Genomic DNA, 26,267 nt, shown 5'->3' with positions numbered 1-26,267 from the left:
CACACTGTCCGTGACATTTGGCAACCGACGTAGGCCCCAGGCGAGCTGTAAACGGCAGCCGCCGACGGGCCGGGAGGACATCATGAAACAGATTCAAGCAACCTACAGCGCACCGCCCCGGCATTGGGTGGGCAACGGCTTCCCCGTTCGTTCGCTGTTCTCCTATGACCGCCACGGGCATGACATCAGCCCCTTTCTGCTGCTGGACCATGCCGGGCCCATGGATTTCGAGCCCGCCGACACCCCGCGGGGCGTGGGCGAACACCCCCACCGGGGCATCGAGACGGTCACCCTGGTGTATGACGGCGAGGTGGAGCACCTGGATTCCACCGGGGCCGGCGGCAAGATCGGGCCCGGGGATGTGCAGTGGATGACCAGTGGTGGCGGCATCCAGCACCAGGAGTTTCATTCCGAAACCTTCACCCGCAATGGCGGGCGGCTGGAAATGGTCCAGCTCTGGGTCAATCTGCCGGCCAAGGACAAGATGACCCAGCCCGGCTACCAGACCCTGCTGGACGCCGACTTTCCCCGGGTGGACCTGGCCGATGAGGCCGGTCAGCTGCGGGTAATTGCCGGGGACTACGAGGGTCACCAGGGCCCGGCCAAGACCTTCACGCCCATGAATGTCTGGGACCTGCGGCTAAAACCCAACGCCGGCACCCGCCTGCCCATGCCGGAAGGCTGGTCCGGACTGGTGGTGGTGCTCAAGGGCACGGTTCAAGTTAATGGGGACACCGTGGTCCGCGAGGGCGAACTGGCGGTGCTGGGCACGGAGGGCGAAGGCGCCCTGGTGGAGGCCAATAATGAGGCCTTGGTATTGGTCCTTGGCGGGGAGCCCATCGACGAGCCCATCGTGGGTTACGGGCCCTTCGTGATGAACAGCCAGGCGGAGATCCAGCAAACCATCGAGGATTTTCGTAGTGGCCGCTTTGGCCGGGTGCCGCCCACGGCCGGTTAATGGGGCAAAAGCGACGTCCGGCTACCGCTAGAATGGTGGCCGGGCGGCCCGCCAGTTGGCCCAGACGCCCACCGCGCCCAGGGCCAGGAACCAGAGCCCCACCCAGGCAGGCATGGAGACACCCAGAAAGGCCCAGTCCACCTCGGCACAGTCCCCGGTGCCGGTAAAGGCCATTTCCAGGGCCTCCCAGAAGGAAAAGACCTCAAACATGTAGCTCAGGTCACCGCCGCAGCTGGCCCATTCTTCCGCCGGCTGGTTTTGCTGATAGATATGCCAGGCGGAGATGCTGGCCCCGCCCAGGGCGGTCAGCCCCGTCAACCCGGCGATGATCCGGGAACGGATCTGGCCCCCGCCGACAATGGCCCCGGCAATGAACAGCAGCATCAAGAGAATCATCGCCACCCGCTGAAAGATGCACAGGGGACAGGGCTCCAGGCCCACCACAAACTGGCTGTAGTAGGCATAGGCCAGCAACACCGCGCAGACGGCGGCGGCGGCAGCATTGAAGGGTCGGGCTTCCAGCAGACGGTTGATCACGATGCTTGAGTCTCTTGGCAGATTCCTGAACTTGGGCATTCTAGCAAAGCCGGGGTTCCCTCAGGGAAAAGCAATCCAGGGGGCTTGGGGTATCCCCATTTTTCCATTCCGGTGGTACGCTGGAACGATCGTTTGAATGAAGGGGAAATCCGATGAGTGATTGCCAGGCCTATGACAAGGCGCCCTGGTCCGATCAGTATGAAAAACCGTTTGAACCCTCGGATGTGGTGGCCGGCTACGACAATCTCCCTGGACTGATTCGTGAAGCCGCCGAAAAGTACCCCGATCACATCGCTTTCACCGCCTGCATGGCCAATGGCATGAACGGCTCCCTGCGTTATTCGGAAGTGGAAGCCATGTCCGACGCCTTTGCCGTGTATCTGCGCGAAGAGCTGGGCCTGGAACGCGGGGCCCGGGTGGCGGTACAGATGCCCAACTGCCTGTCTTTTCCGGTAGCCGCCTTCGGAGTGCTCAAGGCCGGCTGCGTTCTGGTCAATACCAATCCCCTCTATACCGCCCCGGAAATGAAACATCAGTTCAATGATGCCGGGGTGGAAGCCGTGGTCATCATGGACATGTTCATGGACAAGCTGGAATCGGTGATTACCGAGACCCCGGTGGAGCATGTGGTGGTGGCCAGCGTGGCCCAGTGGTTCCCCACGGTGGTACGGGGGATCATGAAATTCGTATTGCGTTACTGGAACCGGGCCATTCCCGATTATGAAATGGCCGCCACCCCCATTGTCCGGGCGGTGGAGATGGGCCGCCGTCGCCAAGCCGAACAGGACATCAAGGTGGCCGATTACACGGCAGACCTGGGTCTGGATGAAGGGGCAGTGCTCCAATACACCGGCGGCACAACCGGGGTGGCCAAAGGAGCCCTGCTCAGCCATGGCAACCTGCTGGTGAACATGCGCCAGCTGGATCTCATCTCCCTGGGCTATGTGGAGGCCGGCAAGGATTGCGTGGTCACCGCCCTGCCCATGTATCACATCTTCGCCTTCACGGTGAATTTGCTGCTGTTCTACCACCATGGCGGTCGTAATGTGCTGGTACCCAGCCCCCGGCCCATCCAGAACTGCCAGCGGGCGCTGGAGAATTACCCGGTCAACTGGATCACCGGGGTCAATACCCTTTATAACGCCCTGCTCAATGAGGAGTGGTTCAACGTCTACCCGCCCAAGACCATGAAAGTGGCCCTGGCCGGTGGCACCGCCCTGCACCAATCGGTGGCCGAGCGCTGGCAGAAGGTGGTGGGCTGCCCCATTGTGGAAGGCTATGGCTTGACTGAGAGCTCTCCCCTGCTCTGCTTCAATCCCATCAGCCGGCCTCGAAAGGATAGCATCGGCATTCCCGCGCCGGGCACCGAAGTTCGCCTGGTGGATGATGAGGGTCAATGTGTGCCATTGGGCGAGCCGGGGGAATTGATCGCCCGAGGGCCACAGATCATGCAAGGCTACTGGCATAGGCCGGAGGAGACCGCCAATACTCTCCGGGACGGCTGGCTTTACACCGGGGATGTGGCGGAGATGGAAGAAGACGGCTTTTTCCGGATTGTGGACCGCAAGAAGGACATGATTCTGGTGAGTGGCTTCAATGTGTATCCCAATGAAGTAGAGGACTGCCTGGCCCAGCTGGACAAGGTTCATGAATCCGCGGTGGTAGGCGTGGAGGATGAACAATCGGGTGAGGCAGTCTGGGCCTTTGTGGTCAAGCGGGATGACAGCCTGACCGAATCGGAGCTGGCCGCCCATTGCAAGACCAATCTCGCTGGCTACAAGCGACCCAGGAAATTCATCTTTCGGGATGAGCTCCCCAAGACCCCCGTCGGCAAGGTACTTCGCAAGGAGTTGCGGGCGGAACTGAAATCCCAACAGAAAAAACAACAGGCGGCCTGAGGGGCTTAAAACATGCTGACACCACTCGAGGAACAACTACTTGCCATCATGATGGTGGTCATCATGCTGGGCATGGGAGCCTCGCTGACCTTCAAGGATTTCCGCATGGCCCTGCGCAATCCCCAGGCCATCGGCATCGGCTTCGCCTCCCAGTATCTCTTCATGCCCCTGATTGCCTTCATGCTGGCCCAGGCCTTCAATCTCAGCGGGCCCCAGACCATTGGTCTGGTGCTGATGGGCTGTGTACCCGGGGGCACCACCTCCAACATCTTTGCCTACTTTTCCAAGAGCATGCTCAGCCTGAGTATTCTCATGACCATCTGCTCTACCATCGCGGCGTTTTTGATGGTGCCATTGGTGATGGAAGTCTATACCCGGGGTATTGACGAGGCCCTGCGGATTCCGCCGGATAATATTGCCCGGATTCTTTTCGTGCTGCTGATCCCCACCCTGATCGGGATGTGGGTACGAAAGAAAAATCCCAATTTCGGGGCGGTGACGGAACTGATCGGCGGGCTGCTGGGGGTGATTGTAATCATATTCCTGCTGGTCACCTGGATTCCCCGTAACTGGGACCTGCTACTGGAAACCAGCTTCAGCGTCTACGGGGCTGCCATCTTCCTGGGGCTTTGCGGCTTTATCATCGGCTACTTCTTCAGCCGAACCTTTCGCCTGGACCGCCGCAAGGCCCGAACCGTCTCACTGGAAACCGGCATTCAGAATGGTCCCCTGGCGATTCTGATCGTGGCCCTGACCTTCGACGAAGAAGTCCTGCAGCAGGAAGTAATGCTGATTCCCGTGATGTATTCCCTGTTCATTGTGATCAATTCCACCTTCATCACCCTCTATTATCGGGCCCGGAGTAATCGGGAAGAAATCGCTCGGGACAGGGCCAAGGTGGAGCCTGCAAAATAAGTGCCTTATTTCAGGTCGGGCCAGAAATGGCCCTCCCACAGTAGGTGTAATCACCCGATGGCTTGATTAAGGCCTGGCTGTGGGAGGGGCTTTCCAGCCCCGACCCTAGAACTCATTCCGGCTTGTTGAGTTCTTTTTCCATTTCCTCAATGGGGGCATGGCGGAGATCCTTGCCTTCCACCAGGTACACCACATACTCGCCAATATTCTTGGCGTGGTCACCAATACGCTCCAGGGAGCGGGCCGCGAAGCTCACATCCAGGGTCCGGCGGACATTGCGCGGATCTTCCATCATATAGGTGATGTTCTGACGCAGGATGGCGTCATACTCGCTGTCCACGGTTTCGTCCTCCCGGGCCAGCTTCACCGCGATTTCCGGTGCCATGCGGGCAAATCCGTCCAGGCCATCTCTTACCATGGCCTGCACATGCCGACCCAGGCTCTCGATCTCCCGGTAATTCCTGCCCCCCCGGTCGCTGTCCCCAAGGCGCACCGCCAAGCGGGCAATCCGCTCGGCCTCGTCGCCAATTCGCTCCAGATCCGTGATGGTTTTAAGAATGGAAATCACCAGCCGCAGGTCACTGGCGGCCGGCTGGCGGCGGGCCAGAATGAGGTTGCACTCCTCATCGATGGCCTTTTCCATGTGATTAACCTTGCGATCCCCCTCAATTACCGATTCCGCAAGCTCCATGTCATTATCAACCAGGGCCTTAACGGCTTTCCCCACCTGCTGTTCCACCAGACCGCCCATGGTCAGAACACGATGACGAACATCATCCAGCTCACGGTTGAACTGCCCGGAAATATGTTGATCGAGATTCAATTTATCCATAGTTCACCTCTCAGGTCGGCGCCCATTAGCCATAGCGCCCGGTAATGTAGTCTTCAGTAGCTTTCTTTTTCGGGTTGGTGAAGATGCTCACCGTATCGTCATACTCCACCAGCTCACCCATGTAGAGATAGGCCGTAAAATCGGAGACCCGGGCCGCCTGCTGCATGTTGTGAGTCACAATGACGATGGTGTAATCATTCTTGAGCTGATAGATAAGTTCTTCGATCTTGGCGGTGGAAATGGGATCCAGGGCCGAGGCCGGCTCATCCAGCAGCAAGACTTCTGGTTCAATGGCAATGGCCCGGGCAATCACCAGGCGTTGTTGCTGACCGCCGGAGAGACCAAATGCATTTTCATGGAGTCGCCCCTTGACCTCATCCCAAAGGGCGGCCCGCTTCAATGAATGCTCCACCACCTCGTCAAGCTTGCGCCGGCTTTTTACACCCTGCAGACGCAGGCCGTAGGCCACATTTTCATAGATGCTCTTGGGGAAGGGATTGGGTTTCTGGAATACCATGCCCACCTGACGGCGCAATTCCGGCACGTCCACCCCCGGGGCATAGATGTCCTTGCCCTCCACTTCCACCTTTCCTTCAATCCGACAGATATCGATCAGATCATTCATTCGATTCATGCAACGCAAGAGGGTGGACTTCCCACAGCCACTGGGCCCGATGAAGGCCGTGACTCGCCGTGCCGGAATGGTCAAATTGATTCCCTTAAGGGCATGATCCTGGCCATACCAGAGATTCAGGTCCTGGACCTCAATGCCTGCTGTTTCATTTTTCAGGTTAAGTCGCTTGCTGCCCTCTGGCTGGACAAAGCTTCTTGGGTCCATCGCCTGGGTGATGCTCTCACGGGATTGATTTTGTTCGGTCATGACGCGTTACCTACGTTGTTCAGATTCAATGTCAGCGCGAGGGACTCAGCGAATACTAATCGCTTTCACTCTTGTACTTCTCGCGCAGATGGTTTCGGATGCCGATGGCAGTGAGATTCAGAATGATGATGATGGTTACCAGAACCAGCGAGGTGGCATAAACCAGCGGTCGGGCGGCTTCTACATTGGGACTTTGAAAACCGACGTCATAGATATGGAAACCAAGATGCATGATGCTGCGTTCCAAGTGCACATAGGGGAACTGGCCATCCACCGGCAGATTGGGTGCCAGCTTGACCACACCCACCAGCATCAAGGGGGCCACTTCGCCGGCGGCCCGGGCCACCGCCAGAATCAACCCCGTCATCATGGCCGGGGATGCCAGTGGCACCACCGTGCGCCACAGGGTTTCCGCCTTGGTGGCCCCCAGGGCCAAGCTGCCTTCCCGAACTGTTTTTGGAATCCGGGACAAGCCCTCTTCGGTGGAGACAATCACTACCGGCAGGGTCAAAAGCGCCAGGGTCAGCGATACCCAGATCAAGCCAGGTGTACCGAAGGTGGGCGATGGTAGAGATTCCGGATAAAAGATCTGGTCAATATTTCCGCCGATGAAATAAACAAAGAAACCAAGCCCAAACACACCGAAGACGATGGATGGCACACCCGCCAGGTTATTTACTGAAATTCGGATGGCGCGAGTCAACGGGCCCTGCTTGGCATATTCGCGCAGATAGATGGCCGCCAGCACCCCGAATGGCGTCACGAATATAGACATGATGATGACCATGGTCACCGTACCGAATATGGCCGGGAAAATGCCGCCTTCTGTATTCGCCTCCCGGGGATAGTCTGAGAGAAAACTCCAGAAGCGTGAAAAATACTCAGCAAATTTTTCCCGGGCGGACATCACATTGGGGGTTGTGGCCCGAACCAGATTGGAAAAATTGATCTCGACCATCCGTCCGTCCATGACTTCGAAAATTGCCGAGGCATTGGCCGCCTGTTGTCGTTTCTCATTACGCAGGGATCGGAGTTCTTCGTATTCGTCCTCCAGGGCCTCGCGCTGACTCTGGATATCATCAAAACGGGCCTGCTTTTCCTCGTCACTAAGCCGGTCATTCATGTCCACCCGACGCCTTTCCAGCCGCAATTGCTCGATCTGACGATTAATGGCCCCGATGTCATAGCGATCCATTTGGGCCACTTCAGCCATCAAGGCAGCACTATCGGCGGCCAGTTCCTGCAGCGTATCCAAGGCACCTTTACCGGTGGCTACGGTAATTCCCCCTTCCCGAACCTCCCTGAGGTAGCCGTAGAAATCACCCCACTCTTGACGTTCCAGCATCACGGCTTCCGCCGGGTAATCCCACTCACCCATGTTGTCGTCCAGGTACCACTGGAAGTCCCGGGTAAATATATCCCGGTTACCCTGCTTCAATAGATGGCGGGTAACCAATTCCTGCTCTTCGGGAACCTCAAGTCCGGTTTCCCGCATGGCGGCAGCAGTCAGCGTTTCGCTTTGCCGGATTTCACCCAGCAGCCGCTTTTCCTCTCCCATTTCGTCGGTATAGCTTATTTCCACGATTGGAGAAGGCCAGAAGTGGCCAAGACCCCGAACCGCAATCAGCCCGATCAAACCGATGACCATGACCATGGATATGGCGACTGCACCGGCGTTCAGCCAGATCCAGGGTGTGCCACTTTTAAACCAGTTATTCATGCTTGAGCCTCTGAATGCATCTCTGTCCTGAAGCCTTATAGCGAGCTGTACTTGCGACGCAGCCGCTGGCGAATGATTTCAGCAATGGTGTTGAGAACAAAGGTCGCCATGAACAGCACCAGTGCCGCGAGGAAGAGGATTCGATAATGACTACCTCCCCGTGCGGCCTCGCCCATCTCCACCGCGATATTGGCGGACAAGGTGCGCATGCCCTCGAAGATATTGAAATTAACCACCGGACTGTTCCCCGTAGCCATCAGAACAATCATGGTTTCGCCCACGGCCCGGCCAAATCCGATCATCACGGCCGAGAAAATACCGGGACTGGCAGTCAACAACACAACCCCCACCATGGTCTGCCAGGGCGTAGCCCCCAGTGCCAGTGACCCCTGGGTCAGATGCTTGGGCACATTGAAAATGGCATCTTCGGCGATCGAGAAAATGGTGGGTATCACGGCGAAACCCATGGCCATGCCGACCACCAAGGCATTGCGCTGATCATAGGCAATGCCTTGATTGGTAAACCATTGGCGCATGTCTCCATCGAACAAGGCCAGCTCAATCCAGGGGCTGCTTTGCACCGACACCCAGCCCACAAAAAGCACCACCGGGATCAGAATCACCACTTCCCAACCAGGCGGGACTTTATCGCGCAGCTCAGCAGGCATAATCCGGGTCCAGAAAACGGCCATGAGCAGCATCAGAAAAGGCATCAGGATCAAAATGCTGAATACCGCCGGAAGATGGTTTTCCACAAAAGGCGCCATCCAGAGACCTGCCAGAAAACCCAGGATGACTGTCGGTAAGGCTTCCATCACTTCGATGGTGGGCTTTACCACGCCTCTCAGTTTCGGGGTCATGAAGTAGGCGCTGTATATCGCACCCATGATCGCCAACGGCATGGCAAAGAGCATGGCGTAGAATGCCGCTTTCAAAGTTCCAACCGACAGGGGCACGAAGCTGAACTTGGGTTCGAACTCATCGGTGGCCGACGATGACTGCCAGACGTACTCCGGGCGGTCTCTTCCCTCATACCAAACCCGATTCCACAGCGCGTTGAATGAAATTTCCGGGTGGGGATTGCTCATCCGCCCAAAACTCAGGGTATCCGGAGAATCAGTGAACAAATAAGCATTATTCCGAGGTGAAAGGGAAACCCGATTAATGGGCTTATCGGATTTCTTCTCAATCTTGAGCGTTCGCGCCGAGGTTGCATAATGAAGACCCACATGGCCGGCGTCGTCAGCCACCATGAAACCCTTCCGGGCATGCTCGGGGAAAATGTGGGTGATGGCACCCGGGTGTGAATCGAAACTGCGGATCTCGGTCAAACGACGCTGATTTTCATCATCCCGGACCAAAAACCATTGAGTCAGGGAGCCATCCGCACCACCAACAATGATGGAAACCGTACCCAGGAGGTACTCCAGTTCGGTGACGCCACCTTCAACACCCTCCACCACGCTGACTGAATCCACCAAACGGGCTTGCTCTGGACGGTGGATATTGTAGTAATGAAGATTCCCCTCCGTGTCACCGATAACCAGGTTCCGGAGGGTGATGTCCACCAGCATCCGGCTGATCTCGAATTCAGGGGTCGGCAGTCGATGAATACTCCGGGTGAGCTCAAGCTCCCCGGTCATGAAGTGACGCTCCCCCTCATAGCGTGCATAGGTCAGGGTTCCGTCGGTGGTTTCCGTGACCAGTCCAACCCCACGGCGACCGTCCTGAACGGCAATGTTACGGACAGGCATGCGCTCTTCGGCGACCCGAATTGGCTCTTCGCCAAGCGGGAAGCTAACCTTGGGGCTCACCTGCCGCTGATCGTCCGGGTATGAAATCTCATATTCGTGTTTAACCACCAGGGCTGTGCCGTCTGACAAGCCGAACGCGGCAAATCCGGACCGGGGCTCCCCAGTGGCAAAGCTGGTGACTTCCACACCCAGGGGAATGTCCAGCATCACGGTCTTGACGACCTCGCCACTCTCCGGGCTAAAGAAGATGACTTGTCCATCACTGGTGAAGCGAGCGCTGACCGCGTTGTATCGTTCGGTCACCAGATAGAGCGTCTCAGCCTGATCAAAACCCGGCATCTCGTACTGAACGGGTTCTTCCATATCCGCCCCCGTGAACAGGGGAGTGACTTCACTGAAGAGATAGACAAAGATGGTGGCCAGGGAAATAATGACACCGACACCGGCGGTGGCCACAAAGCCCTTCGCCGACATATCCTTGATCCGGCGCCAGCGCCGCAATCGCTTCCGGGCCTCCGGCCCCGGCATGAGACTGTCATTCCCTGAACGGCCTGATCCCGCCCCACTGATATGCTGTTTTTCGCTCATTGCACGATTAGCCCGTAAGTGCTGGAAGACGAGGCGAATGGTAAGCGGCGCATATGACAGTCCCGTGACAGTTCAAAGACAGACCTTTGACAATTTCAAACCACTGATCGAATTACATTTTCTGGACACAACTAAATGCCTGTGCATAAAAAACGCCCGGTCATGGTGACCGGGCGTGCATGCCAAACGCTTACCAAGATTACTTCAGAGGCCGAGGCGTTCACGCCATTGGGCGGCCACTTGCTCGGGCAGCGGAATAAACCCATCGCGAACCGTCACATCCTGCCCTTCAGCCGACAAGACCATCTTCAGAAACTCACGGTCCAGCGGCGGAAGCTCTTCATTGGGATGCTTGTTGATGGCCAGGTAGAGAAACCGTGCGAGCGGATAGTCCCCTGAAGCCGCATTCGCCGCATTGGGCTCATACAGTTCGCCATCTTCACGGCCAATCTTGATGGCCTTCACACCGGACGTCAGATAGCCAATACCGGAATAGCCGATCCCATTGCGGGACTCAGTCACACCCTGTACCACGGAAGCCGACCCCGGCTGCTCATTGATCTCATCGCGGAAATCACCGTCACAAAGGGCATGTTGGCGGAAATAGCCATAGGTGCCGGATACTGCGTTACGGCTGTACAGCGTAAAATCCCGATTTTCCCAGGCACCGTCGAGGCCCAGCTGGCCCCAGCGATTGATATCGCTGTCGTAACCGCAACGGCGGGTATCAGAGAAAATGGCATCCACCTGGGGAATACTCAGACCCTCAATGGGGTTGTCTCGATTCACATAAACGGCCAGGACATCAATGGCCACCGGCACCAGAGTCGGTGCATAACCGTGGGCATCTTCAAAGTCGGCCTCTTCACTGTCACGCATGGTCCGGCTCATGGGGCCAAAATTGGCAGTACCCTCGGCCAAGGCGGGCGGTGCAGTGGAAGTACCGGCCCCCTGAATCTGGATATTCACATTGGGATAGAAATCCTGAAACTCCTCCGCCCACAGCGTCATCAGGTTATTCAGTGTGTCTGAACCCTGGGAAGAGAGATTCCCGGAGATACCGGAAACAGCCTCATACTTGGGCATATCGGGATCCACTTCGGCACCCGAAGCGATGGCTGAGCCACTCATCACCAAACTGGCGGCCAGGCTGGTTGTCATCAATTTCTTCAACATGTCTATTTCCTCGCGAATCGGCTAGTGGAAATGCTCATGGGGAACGTACCTTCCCCTAAATGGCAGACCTATTGTTGAATCTCAGGATGACAAGAGTGCGAACCATTCTTGACGGTTCTGTGACAAAACCACCGAGAACTGCTGCCATGTTCCGGGAAACGCCCTGACACAAAAAAAAAGGCCCCGCTTGGCGGGGCCTTGAGTTACCGTTCTGGTTTTTATGCTTCGGCCTCGTTGTACTGACGAAACGCTCAAGCTCTGGTTTTAGAAAGAGACCTGGGTACGGAACAGGAAGATGTTCGGGTCTTCCGATACACCAGCGCGCTCGCTGTCCACGCTGATGTAGTTCCACATAAAGCGCACATTGGGAGCCGCATAGTAGTTCAGGCCCAAGGTGACATTGTCCTCCTCACCGCCGAGGATATCGGCATCATCCAGATTGATGCTGCTGAACCGCAGGGCCATTTCCCAAGAGCCCGGTTCCGGATTCCGAAAGGCTCCGCCACGATAGTTCCGCTGGCTGCCGAAAACATAGCTGGCCTGAGCATAGTAACCATCAAAATCATAACTACTGAAACCACTCTGGCGGTCTGCATTAACAGACAAATATTCACCCTGCAGGGTGAGAGGGCCGGCCTGATAGCCCGCTTCCAGACCAAAACGATTAATCCGGTCTACATTTTCAATAGTACCCGTATCCACAAGCCGTATGCCCGTAACGCGAGACTCCGGTCGAGCCCGGAATCGGGCAGTCTCGTCTTCGCTGGATGCCGTGTCTTCGGTGGTCAATGCCGCCCCCAAGTGCAAGACATTGTCCCCGGTCCGGATCGGGGTCCCGTAGAATCTGGCACCAAAACCAAAACCTTCATCAGCCCCTTCAGCGACTCGGTCATTGTTGGTACCGACACCCTGACCAAAAAGCATGGTTGAGAAACCGAAGTTATCGCCACCCGTAGAGTAGCCAACACCCACACGGCGGGACTGGGCAAAGCTGGTGGGCAGGGACCGCTCGATGAAGGCAAGATGATTGGAGCTGGTCAGCTCATCCATGCCAAACGGTACTTTAAAATTACCGATGGTAATGGCACCGTTATCCAGACCATTGTAGCGCAGATAGGCATCTCGAAAACCGACGCCATTTTCGGCAAAGTCTATTTCGGACTGATAGGACCAATCGTCATCAATGGAACCGCTGACACCCAGGCGGGCCCGACGGAGACGGTGACCATCGGCCATTTCCACATTATCTTCATCATGAAAAGCATAATCCAGATGAATCCGTCCGCGGGGCTCTGGCTTGGCAAACGCATCCACACTGACTGCCATTCCTGCAATTGCCGCAAGGGCTACAACACCATAGCTTCGTACTCGCATTTCATTCACTCCTGGATGGTTATTGGAATACAAGAGGAATACTACGGCGCGGTCATGTCACATACGTGAAGGCTATATTGCAGTTTCATGAAACGCATAAAAAAATGCCCCGCTTTTTCGCAGGGCATTTTTCAAATCAATCTGGTCGAGCTTTAGAATGAGACTTGCGTCCTGAAAAGAAGCAAGGTCGGATCGTCGCTCACCCCTGCCCTTTCACTGTCCACATTGATCAGACTCAGCATGAAACGCACCCGATCCACCGGATAATAGTTTACGCCCAGGCTGACATTGGTCTGGTCACCGCCCTCTATATCACCATCATTCAGATTGATTTCACTAAAACGGAAGGCCAGCTCCCAGGAACCCGGCGCAGGATTTCGGAAAGTGCCGCCCTGATAACTTCGCTGCCCGCCATTCATTACATAGCTGACCTGACCATAGTAACCGTCGAAATCCAGATTTTCGGCACCGGAATGGCGGTTCAGACTGGAGGCCAGGTATTCCCCTTGGACCACCAGCGGACCACGTTGATAGGCCGCTTCCAGGCCGGCACGATGAATACGGTCAACTTGTTCGATGGTTCCGGTATCCACCAGGCGGACCCCGGTGGCTCGGGACTCGGGGAAGCTGCTAAAACGTGCGGTCTCATTCTCACTGCTGGGGGAATCTTCGCTGGTAAAGGCGCCGCCAAGATGGACCAGTTGCTCCCCGTCGTTCAGAAGATCCGTATAGACTCGGGCTGCAATACCAAAACCCTCGTCACCCTGCTCTGCGGCCCTCTGGTCATGGCTGCCCGCTGACTGACCGTAGAGCATGGCATCAAAACCGTAGTTTTGAGCGCTATGACTGAAACCAAGGCCAACCCGGCGTCCCGGCACGAAGGCATTGGCCAGCGGTCGCTCCGGGAACAGGAGATGGTCGGCGGCGGTAATGAAATCCATGCCGAATGGCACTTTGAAATGACCGAGGGTCAGATCACCTGCATCCAAGCCGCTATAACGGAGGTAGGTATCCACAAAACCAAGGTTGCCTTCGGTGATATCCGCTTCCAGTATGTAGGACCAATCTTCGTCAACCTCGCCCGTCAAACCCAGCCAAGCACGGCGAATTCGGTGCCCATCGGGCAAGTTCGCATTATCTTCATCATGAAATACATAATCCAGGTGGATACGTCCCCTGGGGTCTGGGTCCGCCATGAGTTGGCTTGCAGCTATTCCCAGGAAGGCAGCAAGAAAACCGACAATATATCCTTTCATTCACACACTCCAACGCCAAATAGACAAATCATTCAGTTACGAGACGGTTCACCGGCAGCCTACAGCTGAAACAGCTTCCCTGCCCCGGGCTACTTTCGATCTCCAGCCGGCCTCCGTGGCGCTGCATGACATGCTTGACGATGGCCAAACCCAGCCCCGTTCCGCCACTCTTGCGGGCGCGTGCCGAATCCACCCGATAGAAACGCTGGGTCAAGCGGGGGATATGCTTGGGCTCGATGCCAACTCCATTGTCTCTGACTGAAAACAGACCACCATTCCTTCCCTGGGTCCAGCTAATCCAGACAGTGCCGTCAGCACGAGTATAGCGCATGGCATTGAAAACCAGGTTGGAAAAAGCACTGTAAAGCTCGGCTTCGGCTCCTAAAATGCAACTGCCCGCCGGCACATCGATCCTGACATCCCGCGGGCCATAGCCCAGCGCGAGGGCCTCTTCCCGGATTCTGGCGCTGATACCGGATACATCCACTCGCTCACGGTCAGCATCCGGGGCTTCAGTCTCCAGCCGGGAAAGCTCGAGCATGTCGTTGATGATGGCGGTCATCTTCTGGGTCTGGCGTTGCATTTCATCAATGGGCCGCTGCCATTCTTCGGTGATCTTACGGTCTTCCGAGAGGGCCTCCAGATAGCCCTGGACCACGGTGAGGGGAGAACGGAGTTCGTGGGAAGCATTAGCCACAAAATCCCGTCGCATCCTTTCCAGGCGCCGCAAGCGGGTCACATCCCGAATCAGCAAGAGCCGCTGCCCTTCCCCATAAGGAATCAGGTTGAGATTGAGATAACGATCCGGGTGGAGCGGAGAAGTAACCTCCATGGGTTCGGGATATCCCTCTGATTCCAGGGATTCACCCAGCTCGGGCAATCGGAGCAGATTGCCGATGGGCTGGCCCAGATCCTGATTGCCCTGAAGGCCTATCAAGGTCTGGGCGGATTGATTGAACCAGATAATGCGGGCTTCCCGATCCAGCACCACGGTCCCATCCGGCATGGCTTCGGTGGAGTTGCGAAATTCCCGCAAGACCCGGGCCAATCGACGTTTACGATTCAAGTGTCGTTGCTGAAGGCGGTAATAGTGGTCAAAGACTTCGCCCCAGGCACCCGAGCCTTCCGGCGGATTACGCTTGCGATCCAGGCGAAACCAGCGTTCCAGGCGATAGAGTTGCCATAGATGCCAGGCCGTGTAGGCCATCAAACCAATAGTGAAACCGACCCCGGCGCCTACCGTCAGCCAGCCCAGCAACGTGGCCGGCAGTACCGACAGGATCAGTCGGAGGGCTTCCAGGGGCCAGATGGACTTCACGCGCCTCCCTCGGCGGGGGTGAAGCGATACCCCGCACCCCGGACGGTCTGGACAAAATCATCATGGCCGCTGGGCGCCAGCGCTTTCCTCAAGCGGCGAATATGCACATCCACCGTGCGCTCTTCCACATAGACATTGTTGCCCCAGACCCGATCGAGCAACTGGGTTCGAGTATAGACCCGGTCGGGATGGGTCATGAAGAAGGTCAATAAGCGATACTCGGTGGGGCCAAGGTCCACGGCTTGGCCATTGGCCAGCACGCGATGACTGGCGAGATTCACTTCCAGGCCATTGGCGCTCACCCGCTCTTGCTCACTGTCAGGGGCGGCTCGTCGAAGCACGGCCTGGATCCGGGCAATCATCTCCCGCGAGGAAAAGGGTTTGGTGACATAGTCATCCACGCCGCTTTCAAAGCCGCGCAGCTTGTCCTCTTCCTCGGCGCGGGCGGTGAGCATGATGATGGGCAATTCGCGGGTGGCCTCGTCGCGTTTCAGGGTGCGGGCATATTCCAGGCCGCTCATATCCGGCAGCATCCAGTCCAGTACCAGCAGATCGGGGGGTTGCTCGGCCACCTTGATTCGGGCTTCGGCCACATCCTCGGCCTCTACCACCTCGAATTCTGCCCGCCTTAATGCAAAGGCCACCATCTCTCGAATGGCCGCGTCATCTTCCACCACCAATATCCGCTTTTCACTCATGGGCTGGACAATCCTGTCTGCTTCAATTGGCCGCGATTACAACAGGACAATATGACATTCCCATGACAATTTAATGCCGAAACGATGACACAGGCCCTACTTGCCGGGCACTGCCACATTATCTCGCAAGTAAACCGGTTGGGCCTCGCGGGCGGTTTTCAGCGGCTCGCCCGCCGCCAGACGACGGCTAGCAATAGCCAGCATATCAGCCGCATCCGGAAAAACCTCGGGCAGCACCCGGGCCGGTGCCTGGCCGAGTGCGGCGGGCAATGCCTCGCCATAGCTGGCCCAGCCGGGGCCAATACCGATGCACTGCTCAACCGCCAGACCATTAGCGGTCACCGATTCCGGCGCACAGACTCGCTCCTGTCCCAACAAATGTGGCCCATTGCCGCTGGCCTCATAGCACCCCCAATACACCTCGCCCATGCGGGCATCCAGGCAAGCCAGAACCGGCGCCGTCGCCTCGTCCTGGGCCCGGGCCGCCAATGCCGCCAGGGTGGATACCGGGAACAGGCCACAACCCAGTCCCTGGGCCAGACCATGGGCAATCCCGGCGGCAATTCGCACTCCGGTGAAGGCTCCCGGGCCCTGGCCGAAGGCAATCCATTCGATATCCTGTCTTTGGCAGTCTGCTTCATCCAGCAAGGATTCCAGCATGGGCAGCAAGAGGCGGGCGTGCTGGCGGGGGGCCATTTCAAAACGCCGATAGACCTGCTCATCGTGGAGCAGGGCTGCCGAACAGGCCTCGGTGGCAGTATCAATGGCCAGGGCCGTCACGCTTCTTTCACTCCTTCCGAGGGGGATTGGGGGGGTGGTGCCAGGCTTTGCAGAAAACGCTGCACCTTTTCGTCGTCCCGGGTCTTGGCCATGGGCGGTAGGCTGTCGATAAAGATTCGCCCATAACCTTTCTGTAACAAGCGGGGATCGCCGATCACCATTACGCCCCGGTCGGCAGTATCCCGAATCAATCGCCCCACACCCTGCTTGAGGGTAATCACTGCCTGGGGCAGCTGCCACTCCATGAAGGGGGAGCCACCCTGCTCCTTGATAGCTTCAATCCGAGCCTCGATGACTGGATCGCCGGGGGACTGGAAAGGCAATTTATCGATCACCACCAGACTCAGGGCATCGCCCTTCACGTCCACCCCTTCCCAGAAACTCTGGGTACCCAGCAGCACCGCTTGCCCATCTTCCCGAAAGGCCTCCAGCAAGCGGGCCCGGGGGCCTTCTCCCTGCACCAGCAGGGTTCGATCGGTCTTATCCTCGATCAGCTCCGCCGCTTCCCGCAGGGCGCGGTGGCTGGTGAACAGAAGAAAACTCCCCCCGGGCGCGGCTTCCACCAACGGCAGCACGGCTTCCACCAGGGCCCGGGTATAGTCTGGAGACTGGGTGGAGGGCAAATCATTGGGATGATAGAGCACCGCATTGCGGGCGTAATCAAAGGGACTGCCCACCACCAGCTCTTCGGCCTCGGTGAGGCCCAGACGCTGGCGAAAATGGCTGAGCTCACCCCGCACCGCCAGGGTGGCAGAGGTGAATACCCAGCTGGCCGGCACCTGACCGATCCACTGACCCAGGCGATCGGCGCTGGACAGGGGCGTGGCATGGAGAATGAACCCCCGCTCACTGACTTCCATCCAGCGGACCAGGGCCTCTTCGGCTTCCTCATCGGAAACCATGAACAGGGCCAGGCGCTCGCGCAGATTCAAGCCACGGCGCCGGCAATTGTCCAGGCCCTTGGAATGGCTGCCGATGGTCTCCAGTTGTTCATTGACCGTGGACAGAGCCGCGTCCAGATCCTGCATGGCTTCCACCGCCACGCTTTGCTCGGCCGGATTCCAGCGGGCGCGAAACTCACCACTGGGCAAGGCGGTGCGTACCGCCATGATCCGGGTATTGAAGCGATCCAGGGCGTCACGAAAGCCCCCAACACCGGCCCCGGCCTTGAGGGCCTCGGCCAGGGTATCACCGGCGAAGTCCCGCAGTTGCCGGGCACTGACTCCGGTGCCGAAATGGCGGGCGGCGGTCTCGGGCAGCTGGTGGGCTTCGTCCACCACCACCACTTCGGCATCGGGCAGCAACTCTCCGAAACCGTCTTCCCGCAGAGCAAAATCGGCCAGCAGCAGATGATGATTGACCACCACCACCCGCCGCTGCATGGCCCGTTGCCGGGCCTTGAGCACAAAGCAGTTCTCGTATTGGGGGCAATCCTGACCCAGGCAGTTGTCCACGGTGGAGGTGACCATGGGCCAGAGCCGGGAGCGCTCGCTGATCTCCGGGCCCTCGGCGAGATCGCCACTACGGCTTTGCCGACCCCAAATCGCCAAGTCACCCAGCGTTTCGTGTTCACGCCGCCCCAGATCCGCCCGTTCCCGGGCGGTCTCCAGACGATGCAGGCAGAGATAATTGCTGCGGCCCTTGAGCAGGGCCACCTGGTCGGCCTCCCCTTCCTGGCCCAGGGCCTCCATGACCAGCGGCAGGTCCCGGTGGAATAGCTGATCCTGAAGGTGGCGGGTACCGGTGGAGATAATGGTGCGCTTACGGCTGGCCAGGGCGGGAGCCAGATACGCAAAGGTCTTGCCCACGCCGGTGCCCGCCTCGGCCAGCAAATGCCCGCTGTCCCGCAGAACCTCGGCGACGGCATCGGCCAGGATCTGCTGCTCCTCGCGAACGCGAAAATCGGGGATGGCCCGGGCCAGGGGCCCTTGCTCCCCCAGCAGGCCGGTGATGGTTTGGGCGGGCTGCTCACTCATATCCGGCATTCTAACAGGCCGCCCCCCTTCACCGCTCGTCGCATGGTTGTCACAGAGTTGTCACACAGACTGGCTAGGTCACCCCCCGGCCCGCTATACTCGGCAGCCTCGCGTCTTTTGGAAGTCACCAAGGAATTCAGAGGTCTCCATGTCAACATCCAACCCCCAGCTCGCCCAATGGGTAGACGAGGTCGCCCGCCTGACACGCCCCGACCGCATTCACTGGTGTGACGGCAGTGAAGCCGAGGATCGCCAACTGATTGATCAAATGCTGGAAAGCGGCGATCTTCTGGAACTGAATCAGGACAGCCATCCCGGCTGCTACCTGCACCGTTCCGACCCGGCTGATGTGGCCCGGGTGGAACACCTGACCTTCGTCTGCACCCGGCAGGAAGATGATGCCGGCCCCAACAATCACTGGATGGAACCGGGTGAGGCGCGCAAGAAAATGCTGGGCCTGTTCGAAGGCTGCATGGAAGGCCGCACCCTCTACGTGGTGCCCTACTGCATGGGCCCGGTGAACTCCCCCCTGTCCCGCTGTGGGGTGGAGATTACCGACAGCCCCTATGTGGTGGTGAACATGCGCCGCATGACCCGCATGGGCAAGGCGGCCCTGGAGCGGATTGAACGGGAGGGCAGCTTCGTCAAGGGCCTGCACTCCACCGGCGAACTGGACCCGGAACGCCGCTTCATCATGCACTTCCCGGAAGACCTGGAGATCATGAGTTACGGCTCGGGTTATGGGGGCAATGCCCTGCTCGGCAAGAAGTGCCACGCCCTGCGGATTGCCAGCCACCAGGCCCGCAGCGAAGGCTGGCTGGCCGAGCACATGTTGATCGTGGGGATCGAGAACCCTCAGGGTGAAACCCATTACGTGGCCGCGGCCTTCCCCTCAGCCTGCGGCAAGACCAACCTGGCCATGCTAATCCCGCCCACCTCCCACAAGGGCTGGAAGATCTGGACCGTGGGCGACGACATTGCCTGGCTACACCCGGGCAAGGACGGCCGTCTCTGGGCGATCAACCCGGAGGCCGGTTACTTTGGGGTGGTGCCGGGCACCAGCCCAAAGACCAATCCCAATGCCTACGACATGATTACCGAGGACACCCTGTTCACCAATGTGGCGGTGACCGAGGACAATCAACCCTGGTGGGAAGGCAAGAAAGAAGGAAAACCGGCCATTGACTGGCAAGGCCGGCCCTTCGACGCCAATCGGGGCGCAGCGGCCCACCCCAATTCCCGCTTCACCGTATCCGCCAGCCGCAATCCCAGCCAGAGCCCGGAGGCCGAAGCCGCCGGCGGTGTGCCCATCTCGGCCATCCTCTTCGGTGGCCGACGCAAGGATGTGGCTCCCTTGATTTTCGAGGCCCATGACTGGAACCACGGCGTATTGGTGGGTGCCGGCATGGCCTCCGAGACCACCGCCGCCGCTACCGGTGCCCAGGGTGTGGTTCGCCGGGACCCCATGGCCATGAAACCCTTCTGCGGCTACAACTTCGCCGATTATTTTGCCCACTGGTTGAACATCGGCCAGAAGCTCAGTCAGCCGCCACGCATCTTCCATGTGAACTGGTTCCGCCAGGATGCCGATGGGGGCTTTATCTGGCCGGGCTTTGGCGAGAACCTGAGGGTGCTCCGCTGGGTGCTGGACCGATGCCATGGTGATGCCGAGGCGGTGGACAGCCCCATTGGCTACCTGCCCACGCTGGAAGGCATCGACCAGACCGAACTGGACATGAGCCGCGAGGCCATGGAGGAGTTGCTCAGCATTGATGAAGGCATGTGGCGGGCGGAAATGGCCGAGATCGGTGATTTCATGGGTCAATTCGGAGAGCGGACCCCGGAGCAGCTGATGAAGGAATTCCGCAAGGTGGTGGACGCCCTGGAAGCCAGGAAAGCCGCGTCCGGTTCATGACCCGCTGAAATGCTCTCCCCATAAAAAAGGCCGGCATAACGCCGGCCTTTTTTGTGCCTCCCGGCCCGGTCATTCATCGGCCTTGATATCCTCATCCATTCGCCAGGCCCAGCTCATGGCCTCCGACTGCATGCGGTTGATCTGCCTCAAGGGAATACCCAGACGACGGGAGCCGGCGCGGATGGCTTCCACATCAAAATGATCACAGGCCCGGGCCAGCTCAAGGTAAGGGTAATAGGGACCTGATTTCTCCACCAAGGCCTGCCGGATGGGTCCCGGCAGATTGAGTGTCCCCACCGCCTCTTCCAGACTCATGCCGAACAGTACATCCAGCATGGAAAACATGCCGGTCATGAACAGGTGGTCTCGATAAGCGGCCCCAACCTGCGGGGCGCCCATGAGCTCGGTGGCCCGGGCACGAATCAGGGCGGTCCGCAACAAGGCCTTGGGCGCCATGGACTGTTTGTTGTCACGGATCATCATCATGCTCAACCAGCGAGCGAGACGATTCCGCCCTAGCATCACCAGAGCATGCTGCAGGGTCTGGACTTCCTCGGGGACACCCATGCCGGGACTGTTGATGTAGCGAAGAATATTGAAGCTCAAGGCAACATCCTGCTTGAACTCCATCTCGATAACATCCCGTGGGGCATCGGACAGCACCAGGTTGAACAGTCGCGCCACCCGCTGAGCCTGGGGATCCACCCGCCTCATGTGGAGGGTTTCCGGACGGGCAAAGAAATAGCCCTGGTAATAATTCATGAACAGGGAGCGGGCCCGGCCAAAGGCTTCTTCGCTCTCCACCATTTCCGCAATCAAACGCAGACCATACCCCCGTAGCGCTTTTACTTCTTGCTTCAGTTCCGCTTCACTCAACTCTCCCACGCTGAGCTTGGCGAAATCCAGCAGATCAAGAAAGGCTTTCTTGTTGCGATCAAAGCGGAAGTGCGCCATGGCAAATCGATAACCCATGCGCTTCAATTCCACCATACGATTCAGTAGTGGCTCATCAATTCGAATATCGGGGGGTAATTCCAAGACGATTTTCCGCTGAGGCAGAATCTCCAACAACGTATGCTCGAGCATGTCCACGGGGACCTTGACGAAGGCCACCGCATTTCCCAGCACCCTTTCCAGACCGATGTTGTTCAGGGTGTTGAGCAGGACATCACCGGTTGCCGCCATATCATCATGGACATTGGCAACGTCGGTTGCGAGATCAGAGCGGAACAGCAATTGATAGGCGACGATCTCCCGTCGATTGTTCACGATGGGCTGGCGACCTACAAACAATTCGGGAACACCACGACGCGGTGGCGCAACTTCCCTCGAAGCATGGCCTGACGAGTCAACTGATTTGGGCACTTCGGACCTGCCAACAGATCGAAAACGGGCGACCAGTGCACGTATCATAAGCCCTCCTTGGTTTCAGGTTTTCACAACCTGCCAGACCAGCGATACTACTTCCTTATGACAAACGTAGTGTAGCTTAAATAGCTGCAATATGTAGTATTTCTCCTAAACTTGCGTGTGAGGAAGCTTGCCTTGATTGTCGCATTTTGGGGAAAGCCACCCAATCAGACCGGGGACATTATGGAATCACCATCGGACAGAAATACAGAAGCGGGAGATATCCATCTGACAGTGGATACAGAGAAAAAAGAACTGCTTGCCAGCACCAGCCAGGCCTTGCCCACAATGACCCTGGCTCAACTATACGAGGTCATCAAGACCGGTCGCTTTCGTCACTGCGCCTTGCCGGAATCCCGAGTCAAGGCCTTCCTGACCAAGGTGCTTGAAGGCCCGGTGGAAAACTTCCCCCTTTGTGATACTCAGGATGGCGAGTTCAAACTGCGTGTGGAGGACGATGGACTCAAGGCCTATTTGCGAGTGACACCATCGGCAGGTGGAGACCCCGTCTCGCTTGAATCGGTCAAGGAAGCACTCAAAGAAAGAGATATTCATCATGGACTGAACATGGATCGAGTCGCCACCATCGTTCGTAATGCCGACGACAAGGAACATTTGGTGGCGGAAGGGACGGCCCCGGAGGATGGCGCTGAGGCCTTCTTCGAGCCTCTGGTGCCCGACATGATAGACCGACGGCCACGTATTGACGATACCGAGCGAGCCGACTTCCGGGATCTTGGCGGGGTGATTACCGTCACCGCGGGCCAGAATCTGATCCGTCGTCACTCACCCACTGAAGGTACCCCCGGTACCGACATACACGGCCTTCCCATTCCGCCCAAGCCAGGTAAGGACAAGCGATTCAAAAGCCACGCCAAGGGCGTGGAATTGGATGACTCGGATCCAGATATTCTCCGGGCCAGCATCGACGGACAACCGATCTGGAAGCAGGACACCGTCATGGTCAGCCCAACGCTGGACCTGGACGCTGTAGATTTGTCCACGGGCAACATTGATTTCAACGGCACAGTTCGCATTCGGGGTGAAGTCAAACAGGGCATGCGGGTCCGGGCCCGGGACGATATCCAGGTCAACGGCATGGTGGATGGTGCCACCCTGGAAGCGGGTGGTGATGTCACCATCCGGGGTGGAGTCATCGGTCAGCGACGAGCGGGAAGAAGCAGTTACAACGCCTGCATCCACTGCGAGGGCTCGGTGGAAGCTCGTTTTCTGGAGCATGTGGAAGTCCGCTGTGGCGGCGACCTGATGGTGAAGGATTTGCTCGCTCATTGTGATGTGGAAGCCGGAGAAAGGATCATCGTCGGCGCCCAGGGAACCCGCAAAGGCCACATTCTGGGGGGCACCTACGAAGCGTTTGAAATCATCAGCGCCATCCAGCTGGGAAGCCCCTCCGGGGCCGAAACCCAGCTGAAAGTCGCCAACCAGTTCCGACTGAAAAAGACGATCCGGGCCATTGAAACCCATCTGGCCAGTGGCAAACTTTCCCCCGAGGAAACGGAAGATTACCGGGAACGACAGGCAAGACTGAACATGATCCGTCGCCGACTGCAGGAAAAGGCCGCCATCATCGCCAAGGAAGCCGTCTGCACAAGGGTTTTCATGCATATTGAGACCGCTTCCCGGCAGTTCACCACAGATGCCGGCGGTGGCACCTATCGACGCAAGCTGAACCGCATCGAAATCGATCCCAATGCCTGAGAAGGAAACCCTTGTCCGCTGACATTTTGGTCTATACTGAGGGCGTAAACCGCTTCCGGCGGATGAGGTGCGTATGGAAATCGGCAACAGTTTCAGCAACGGGGCGCAAGCCATTCAACGAGCCGAAGTTGGTATGACAGCTTCGGCCCGGACCATTGCCAGCGCCAGTACCAGTAGCACCCAGGCGAGCCAGTCCCAGCCCCAGGAAATCACGGATGCCCTGGTTGGCAATATCAGTTACGAAGCCCAGGCCGCGGCCGGTGTACGCGTGGTGGAATCAGCCAGTGAAAGCCAGGAAGCGCTTGGACAACTGATTGATACCCGGGCCTGAACCGACCCACTCCAGATTCTCCGTCAGCAAGCAGACCACCGGACTAGGCCTTTGCCCTGGCCCACTTTAATCGCTGCCAGAGCCCGACAAAGACCACCGCCTGCACCAAGCGATAGCCTCCCTGAGTCAACCAGACCGCCAGCAAGCCACCACCCAGACCCGGCCCCACCAGCCAGGCCAGCGGCAAAAATCCCAACCATTGCAGGGAAACCGCCGTGATCATGGTTCGTTTGGCATCCCCGGCCCCCAGCAGGGCATGCATGAGAATCATCCCAAAGGCCTCCACCACCATGAACACACCCACCAGGCGCATAGGCGTCACGGCCAGTGCCCGGGTCTGTTCATCATGAATGAAACCGGATAACAGCCACTCAGGCACCAGCCACATGGGTAAAGCCAATACCCCCAGCATGACCAGTGCCAGACGCACCACATCCCATCCCCATCGGTGGGCGAATCGAACCGAGCCCTGGCCCAGTGATTGCCCCACCAGGCTGGCCGTGGTCAGTCCCAGGGCCATAGCCGGCAGGATGGCCAGCAGCATGATATTGATAAGCACACTGGCGGCCGCCACCTCCCGGGTACCGATCTGGCCAATAATCCAGAAAAGGACCACGAAACTGGTGGAAAAGGAAAGCTGCTGAATGCCACTGGGAGCGGATATCCGAAACAGACGGCTCATCACCGCCGGCCTTGGCCAGATTCGGGCAAATCCCGCATGAAAGGCATGGCGGTAAGCGAGATAAAAATGCATCAGGGTGCCAAAGGCGGTGGCAATCGCCGTCCCCATGCCAGCCCCGGTCACGCCCAGTTCCGGAAAACCGAACTTCCCGAAAATCAGCAGGAAATTCAGGATGATGTTCAGGACATGCATGGTGACCAGGGTGAACAGATACATCTTTGCCCGGTCCACGGCATTCCAGTAGCCGCGAAAGGCCCAGTTCATCCCCATAAAGGTAATCGCCAGAACCCGCCACTGAAGATAGGGGCTCCCCTCCTCTATCACGGCAGGATCCGGGTTCAACCAGGGATAGATTGCCGGGACGGCGAAAAACAGCGGCAGTGACAACAGCGGACCGGCAAACAGGCAGAACAACAATCCGGCGTTGAGTGGTTCAGCCATGCCTGTCTGCTCACCGGCCCCCATGCGACGGGCCGCCATGGCCTGGACGCCGGTCCCCACCCCCAGCACCAAGGCCTGAAACATGAAGATGGCAAACCCGCCCAGCCCCACGGCGGCCAGCGCGGTATCCCCCAGGGTCCCCACCATGGCGGTATCCACCAGGTTCATGATGTTCTGGGACACCATGGCCGCCAGCACGGGTAGCGCCAGAATCAGAGCATGTCGGCAGCGCCAATACAGGCTGGCATTCATTCCGGCGCCTCCGGCAGCGCGCCGCGGGTGCGGCGAAGATGCCGAAGATGCCAGCGACGGCCAAGGCGATAGCCCAGCCAGGCCATTGTGGGACAAAGCAGAATGGTTGCCAGAGCATAGCCACCGGCAAACAGATACAGGCCGGCCTGCAGATGCCAGAGCAGTTCCAGGCTGAAAAGTGATGCCGTGGTCATGCCACCGAGAAAGCCGGTCATGAGGAAGGCTCGCCATTGGGCCCGGTGAATGGACGGGCCACCGCGGCGTTGCTCGGCTGTCAGCACCGCCACCAGACCAATGAGAAAACTGCCCAGCAGGTTCACCGCCAGCGTGGCCGAAAATGCAGGTAGCCAGCCGGCAAGCACCCAGTCATGCAACAACTGGTCCACCGAAAAGCGGCTCAAGGCCCCCAGGGCACCGCCGAGACCAATCCAGAGCGATAATGGTGCTTGGCGCTTAATCCGGGACAAGTTGCCCTCCCAGCATGAAGCCCACCGTGACGGCCATGAGGCAGAGAATGAGTGTCAGGGCGATGTAAGTGAAAAGTGCCCCGGCGCGCCGATCAAGCGCCAATCGAAGGCTTTCGAGACTCCAGGAGGAGATGGTGGTCAGGCTGCCACAGAAACCCACGCCCAGTCCGGCCCAGAGCGGGCTCTCGGAGTGAATCAGCAGTGTCTCGCCCGGATGCCCCAGAAGCCAGGCAGCAAAAAACCCCAGCAGGCCCGCCCCCAGGACATTCACGCTCAATGTGCCCCAGGGAAGCCGCCGCCCCAGAAAATGATTGAACCAGTGACCGAGCCAATAGCGGCTAATAGCACCCAGTGCGCCCCCAAGGGCGATGGAAAGCCAGAATCCCATCT

General features: G+C 58.3%; 22 protein-coding genes. 6 read left to right on the top strand and 16 right to left on the bottom strand.

Annotation, left to right across the window (positions count from 1 at the left end; genetic code table 11):
* Positions 1–82 precede the first annotated feature (82 nt).
* Complete coding sequence (locus J2T60_RS02590) at positions 83–958, top strand: pirin family protein (RefSeq protein WP_253445011.1); 876 nt, start codon at positions 83–85, stop codon at positions 956–958.
* 27 nt (positions 959–985) lie between these two features.
* Here J2T60_RS02590 and J2T60_RS02585 read toward each other — a convergent pair whose 3' ends face one another.
* The gene (locus J2T60_RS02585) at positions 986–1,495 is read right to left on the bottom strand and encodes a disulfide bond formation protein B (RefSeq protein ID WP_253445009.1); all 510 of its coding nucleotides are present in this window, start codon (positions 1,493–1,495) and stop codon (positions 986–988) included.
* A 152-nt stretch (positions 1,496–1,647) separates the two neighbouring features.
* Here J2T60_RS02585 and J2T60_RS02580 point away from each other — a divergent pair, with 152 nt between their 5' ends.
* Positions 1,648–3,393, top strand: a complete 1,746-nt coding sequence (locus J2T60_RS02580) for an AMP-binding protein (RefSeq protein ID WP_253445008.1) — start codon at positions 1,648–1,650, stop codon at positions 3,391–3,393.
* 12 nt (positions 3,394–3,405) lie between these two features.
* A complete protein-coding gene (locus J2T60_RS02575) occupies positions 3,406–4,308 on the top strand; it encodes a bile acid:sodium symporter (RefSeq protein ID WP_253445006.1) in 903 nt (300 codons plus the stop codon).
* A 112-nt stretch (positions 4,309–4,420) separates the two neighbouring features.
* Here J2T60_RS02575 and phoU read toward each other — a convergent pair whose 3' ends face one another.
* The 11 genes from phoU to yoaA all read right to left on the bottom strand — a co-directional run bounded on the left by phoU (position 4,421) and on the right by yoaA (position 18,660).
* Positions 4,421–5,140, bottom strand: coding sequence for a phosphate signaling complex protein PhoU (gene phoU, locus J2T60_RS02570; protein WP_253445004.1), 720 nt, complete (start codon positions 5,138–5,140; stop codon positions 4,421–4,423).
* Between the two features lie 25 nt (positions 5,141–5,165).
* Positions 5,166–5,978: a phosphate ABC transporter ATP-binding protein PstB gene (gene pstB, locus J2T60_RS02565; protein WP_253447564.1), complete on the bottom strand. Its 813-nt coding sequence runs from the start codon at positions 5,976–5,978 to the stop codon at positions 5,166–5,168.
* Between the two features lie 97 nt (positions 5,979–6,075).
* Positions 6,076–7,740 (bottom strand): phosphate ABC transporter permease PstA, encoded by a 1,665-nt coding sequence (pstA, locus tag J2T60_RS02560; RefSeq protein ID WP_253445002.1) that lies wholly within the window; start codon positions 7,738–7,740, stop codon positions 6,076–6,078.
* Positions 7,741–7,775: 35 nt separating this feature from the next.
* Positions 7,776–10,022, bottom strand: coding sequence for an ABC transporter permease subunit (locus J2T60_RS02555; protein ID WP_253447561.1), 2,247 nt, complete (start codon positions 10,020–10,022; stop codon positions 7,776–7,778).
* Positions 10,023–10,286: 264 nt separating this feature from the next.
* Positions 10,287–11,258, bottom strand: a complete 972-nt coding sequence (locus tag J2T60_RS02550; protein WP_374728464.1) for a PstS family phosphate ABC transporter substrate-binding protein — start codon at positions 11,256–11,258, stop codon at positions 10,287–10,289.
* A gap of 264 nt (positions 11,259–11,522) precedes the next feature.
* Positions 11,523–12,632 carry an OprO/OprP family phosphate-selective porin gene (locus J2T60_RS02545; RefSeq protein ID WP_253445000.1) on the bottom strand — a complete coding sequence of 370 codons (1,110 nt, stop codon included), beginning with the start codon at positions 12,630–12,632 and terminating at the stop codon, positions 11,523–11,525.
* A 152-nt stretch (positions 12,633–12,784) separates the two neighbouring features.
* Complete coding sequence (locus J2T60_RS02540) at positions 12,785–13,888, bottom strand: OprO/OprP family phosphate-selective porin (protein ID WP_253444997.1); 1,104 nt, start codon at positions 13,886–13,888, stop codon at positions 12,785–12,787.
* A gap of 28 nt (positions 13,889–13,916) precedes the next feature.
* Positions 13,917–15,206, bottom strand: a complete 1,290-nt coding sequence (phoR, locus tag J2T60_RS02535) for a phosphate regulon sensor histidine kinase PhoR (RefSeq protein WP_253444994.1) — start codon at positions 15,204–15,206, stop codon at positions 13,917–13,919.
* Positions 15,203–15,904: a phosphate regulon transcriptional regulator PhoB gene (gene phoB / locus J2T60_RS02530; RefSeq protein ID WP_253444991.1), complete on the bottom strand. Its 702-nt coding sequence runs from the start codon at positions 15,902–15,904 to the stop codon at positions 15,203–15,205. Before phoB ends, phoR begins: the two co-directional genes overlap by 4 nt.
* A 96-nt stretch (positions 15,905–16,000) precedes the next feature.
* Entirely contained in the window at positions 16,001–16,684 is a 684-nt protein-coding gene (gene tsaB / locus J2T60_RS02525; protein WP_253444988.1) for a tRNA (adenosine(37)-N6)-threonylcarbamoyltransferase complex dimerization subunit type 1 TsaB, read from the bottom strand.
* Positions 16,681–18,660, bottom strand: coding sequence for a DNA repair helicase YoaA (yoaA, locus tag J2T60_RS02520; RefSeq protein WP_253444986.1), 1,980 nt, complete (start codon positions 18,658–18,660; stop codon positions 16,681–16,683). The genes tsaB and yoaA overlap by 4 nt, the downstream gene beginning before the upstream one ends.
* Positions 18,661–18,706: 46 nt before the next feature.
* Between yoaA and J2T60_RS02515 the strand changes: the two genes are divergently transcribed.
* Complete coding sequence (locus tag J2T60_RS02515) at positions 18,707–20,575, top strand: phosphoenolpyruvate carboxykinase (GTP) (protein WP_445376031.1); 1,869 nt, start codon at positions 18,707–18,709, stop codon at positions 20,573–20,575.
* Positions 20,576–20,644: 69 nt separating this feature from the next.
* Here the strand turns inward: J2T60_RS02515 and J2T60_RS02510 are convergent, their stop codons facing one another.
* Positions 20,645–21,868, bottom strand: coding sequence for an EAL and HDOD domain-containing protein (locus J2T60_RS02510; protein WP_253444980.1), 1,224 nt, complete (start codon positions 21,866–21,868; stop codon positions 20,645–20,647).
* Positions 21,869–22,168: 300 nt separating this feature from the next.
* Between J2T60_RS02510 and J2T60_RS02505 the strand changes: the two genes are divergently transcribed.
* Both J2T60_RS02505 and J2T60_RS02500 read left to right on the top strand, forming a co-directional pair.
* On the top strand, positions 22,169–23,704 hold the full coding sequence (locus tag J2T60_RS02505; RefSeq protein ID WP_253444977.1) for a flagellar assembly protein A: 1,536 nt from the start codon (positions 22,169–22,171) through the stop codon (positions 23,702–23,704).
* Positions 23,705–23,777: 73 nt separating this feature from the next.
* A complete protein-coding gene (locus J2T60_RS02500; protein ID WP_253444974.1) occupies positions 23,778–24,035 on the top strand; it encodes a hypothetical protein in 258 nt (85 codons plus the stop codon).
* 43 nt (positions 24,036–24,078) lie between these two features.
* Here J2T60_RS02500 and J2T60_RS02495 read toward each other — a convergent pair whose 3' ends face one another.
* Genes J2T60_RS02495 through J2T60_RS02485 form a run of 3 tightly spaced genes read right to left on the bottom strand, consistent with a single transcriptional unit; the run spans position 24,079 to position 26,265 of the window.
* Positions 24,079–25,410 (bottom strand): MATE family efflux transporter, encoded by a 1,332-nt coding sequence (locus tag J2T60_RS02495; protein WP_253444971.1) that lies wholly within the window; start codon positions 25,408–25,410, stop codon positions 24,079–24,081.
* A complete protein-coding gene (locus J2T60_RS02490) occupies positions 25,407–25,877 on the bottom strand; it encodes a fluoride efflux transporter FluC (RefSeq protein ID WP_253444969.1) in 471 nt (156 codons plus the stop codon). Before J2T60_RS02490 ends, J2T60_RS02495 begins: the two co-directional genes overlap by 4 nt.
* Complete coding sequence (locus J2T60_RS02485) at positions 25,864–26,265, bottom strand: fluoride efflux transporter FluC (protein ID WP_253444966.1); 402 nt, start codon at positions 26,263–26,265, stop codon at positions 25,864–25,866. The genes J2T60_RS02490 and J2T60_RS02485 overlap by 14 nt, the downstream gene beginning before the upstream one ends.
* Between the last annotated feature and the right edge of the window lie 2 nt (positions 26,266–26,267).

Source organism: Natronospira proteinivora (genome assembly GCF_024170465.1).
GTDB classification, from domain to species: domain Bacteria; phylum Pseudomonadota; class Gammaproteobacteria; order Natronospirales; family Natronospiraceae; genus Natronospira; species Natronospira proteinivora.
The sequence above is the reverse complement of the archived record's forward strand: the minus strand, read 5'-3'. Positions and strand labels throughout refer to the sequence as shown.

Coding starts and splice junctions, on each gene's coding strand:
- J2T60_RS02590 (WP_253445011.1), top strand. CDS start 83: ATGAAACAGATTCAAGCAACCTACAGCGCACCGCCCCGGCATTGGGTG.
- J2T60_RS02580 (WP_253445008.1), top strand. CDS start 1,648: ATGAGTGATTGCCAGGCCTATGACAAGGCGCCCTGGTCCGATCAGTAT.
- J2T60_RS02575 (WP_253445006.1), top strand. CDS start 3,406: ATGCTGACACCACTCGAGGAACAACTACTTGCCATCATGATGGTGGTC.
- phoU (WP_253445004.1), bottom strand. CDS start 5,140: ATGGATAAATTGAATCTCGATCAACATATTTCCGGGCAGTTCAACCGT.
- pstB (WP_253447564.1), bottom strand. CDS start 5,978: ATGGACCCAAGAAGCTTTGTCCAGCCAGAGGGCAGCAAGCGACTTAAC.
- pstA (WP_253445002.1), bottom strand. CDS start 7,740: ATGAATAACTGGTTTAAAAGTGGCACACCCTGGATCTGGCTGAACGCC.
- J2T60_RS02555 (WP_253447561.1), bottom strand. CDS start 10,022: ATGCCGGGGCCGGAGGCCCGGAAGCGATTGCGGCGCTGGCGCCGGATC.
- J2T60_RS02550 (WP_374728464.1), bottom strand. CDS start 11,258: ATGTTGAAGAAATTGATGACAACCAGCCTGGCCGCCAGTTTGGTGATG.
- J2T60_RS02545 (WP_253445000.1), bottom strand. CDS start 12,632: ATGCGAGTACGAAGCTATGGTGTTGTAGCCCTTGCGGCAATTGCAGGA.
- J2T60_RS02540 (WP_253444997.1), bottom strand. CDS start 13,888: ATGAAAGGATATATTGTCGGTTTTCTTGCTGCCTTCCTGGGAATAGCT.
- phoB (WP_253444991.1), bottom strand. CDS start 15,904: ATGAGTGAAAAGCGGATATTGGTGGTGGAAGATGACGCGGCCATTCGA.
- yoaA (WP_253444986.1), bottom strand. CDS start 18,660: ATGAGTGAGCAGCCCGCCCAAACCATCACCGGCCTGCTGGGGGAGCAA.
- J2T60_RS02505 (WP_253444977.1), top strand. CDS start 22,169: ATGGAATCACCATCGGACAGAAATACAGAAGCGGGAGATATCCATCTG.
- J2T60_RS02500 (WP_253444974.1), top strand. CDS start 23,778: ATGGAAATCGGCAACAGTTTCAGCAACGGGGCGCAAGCCATTCAACGA.
- J2T60_RS02495 (WP_253444971.1), bottom strand. CDS start 25,410: ATGAATGCCAGCCTGTATTGGCGCTGCCGACATGCTCTGATTCTGGCG.
- J2T60_RS02485 (WP_253444966.1), bottom strand. CDS start 26,265: ATGGGATTCTGGCTTTCCATCGCCCTTGGGGGCGCACTGGGTGCTATT.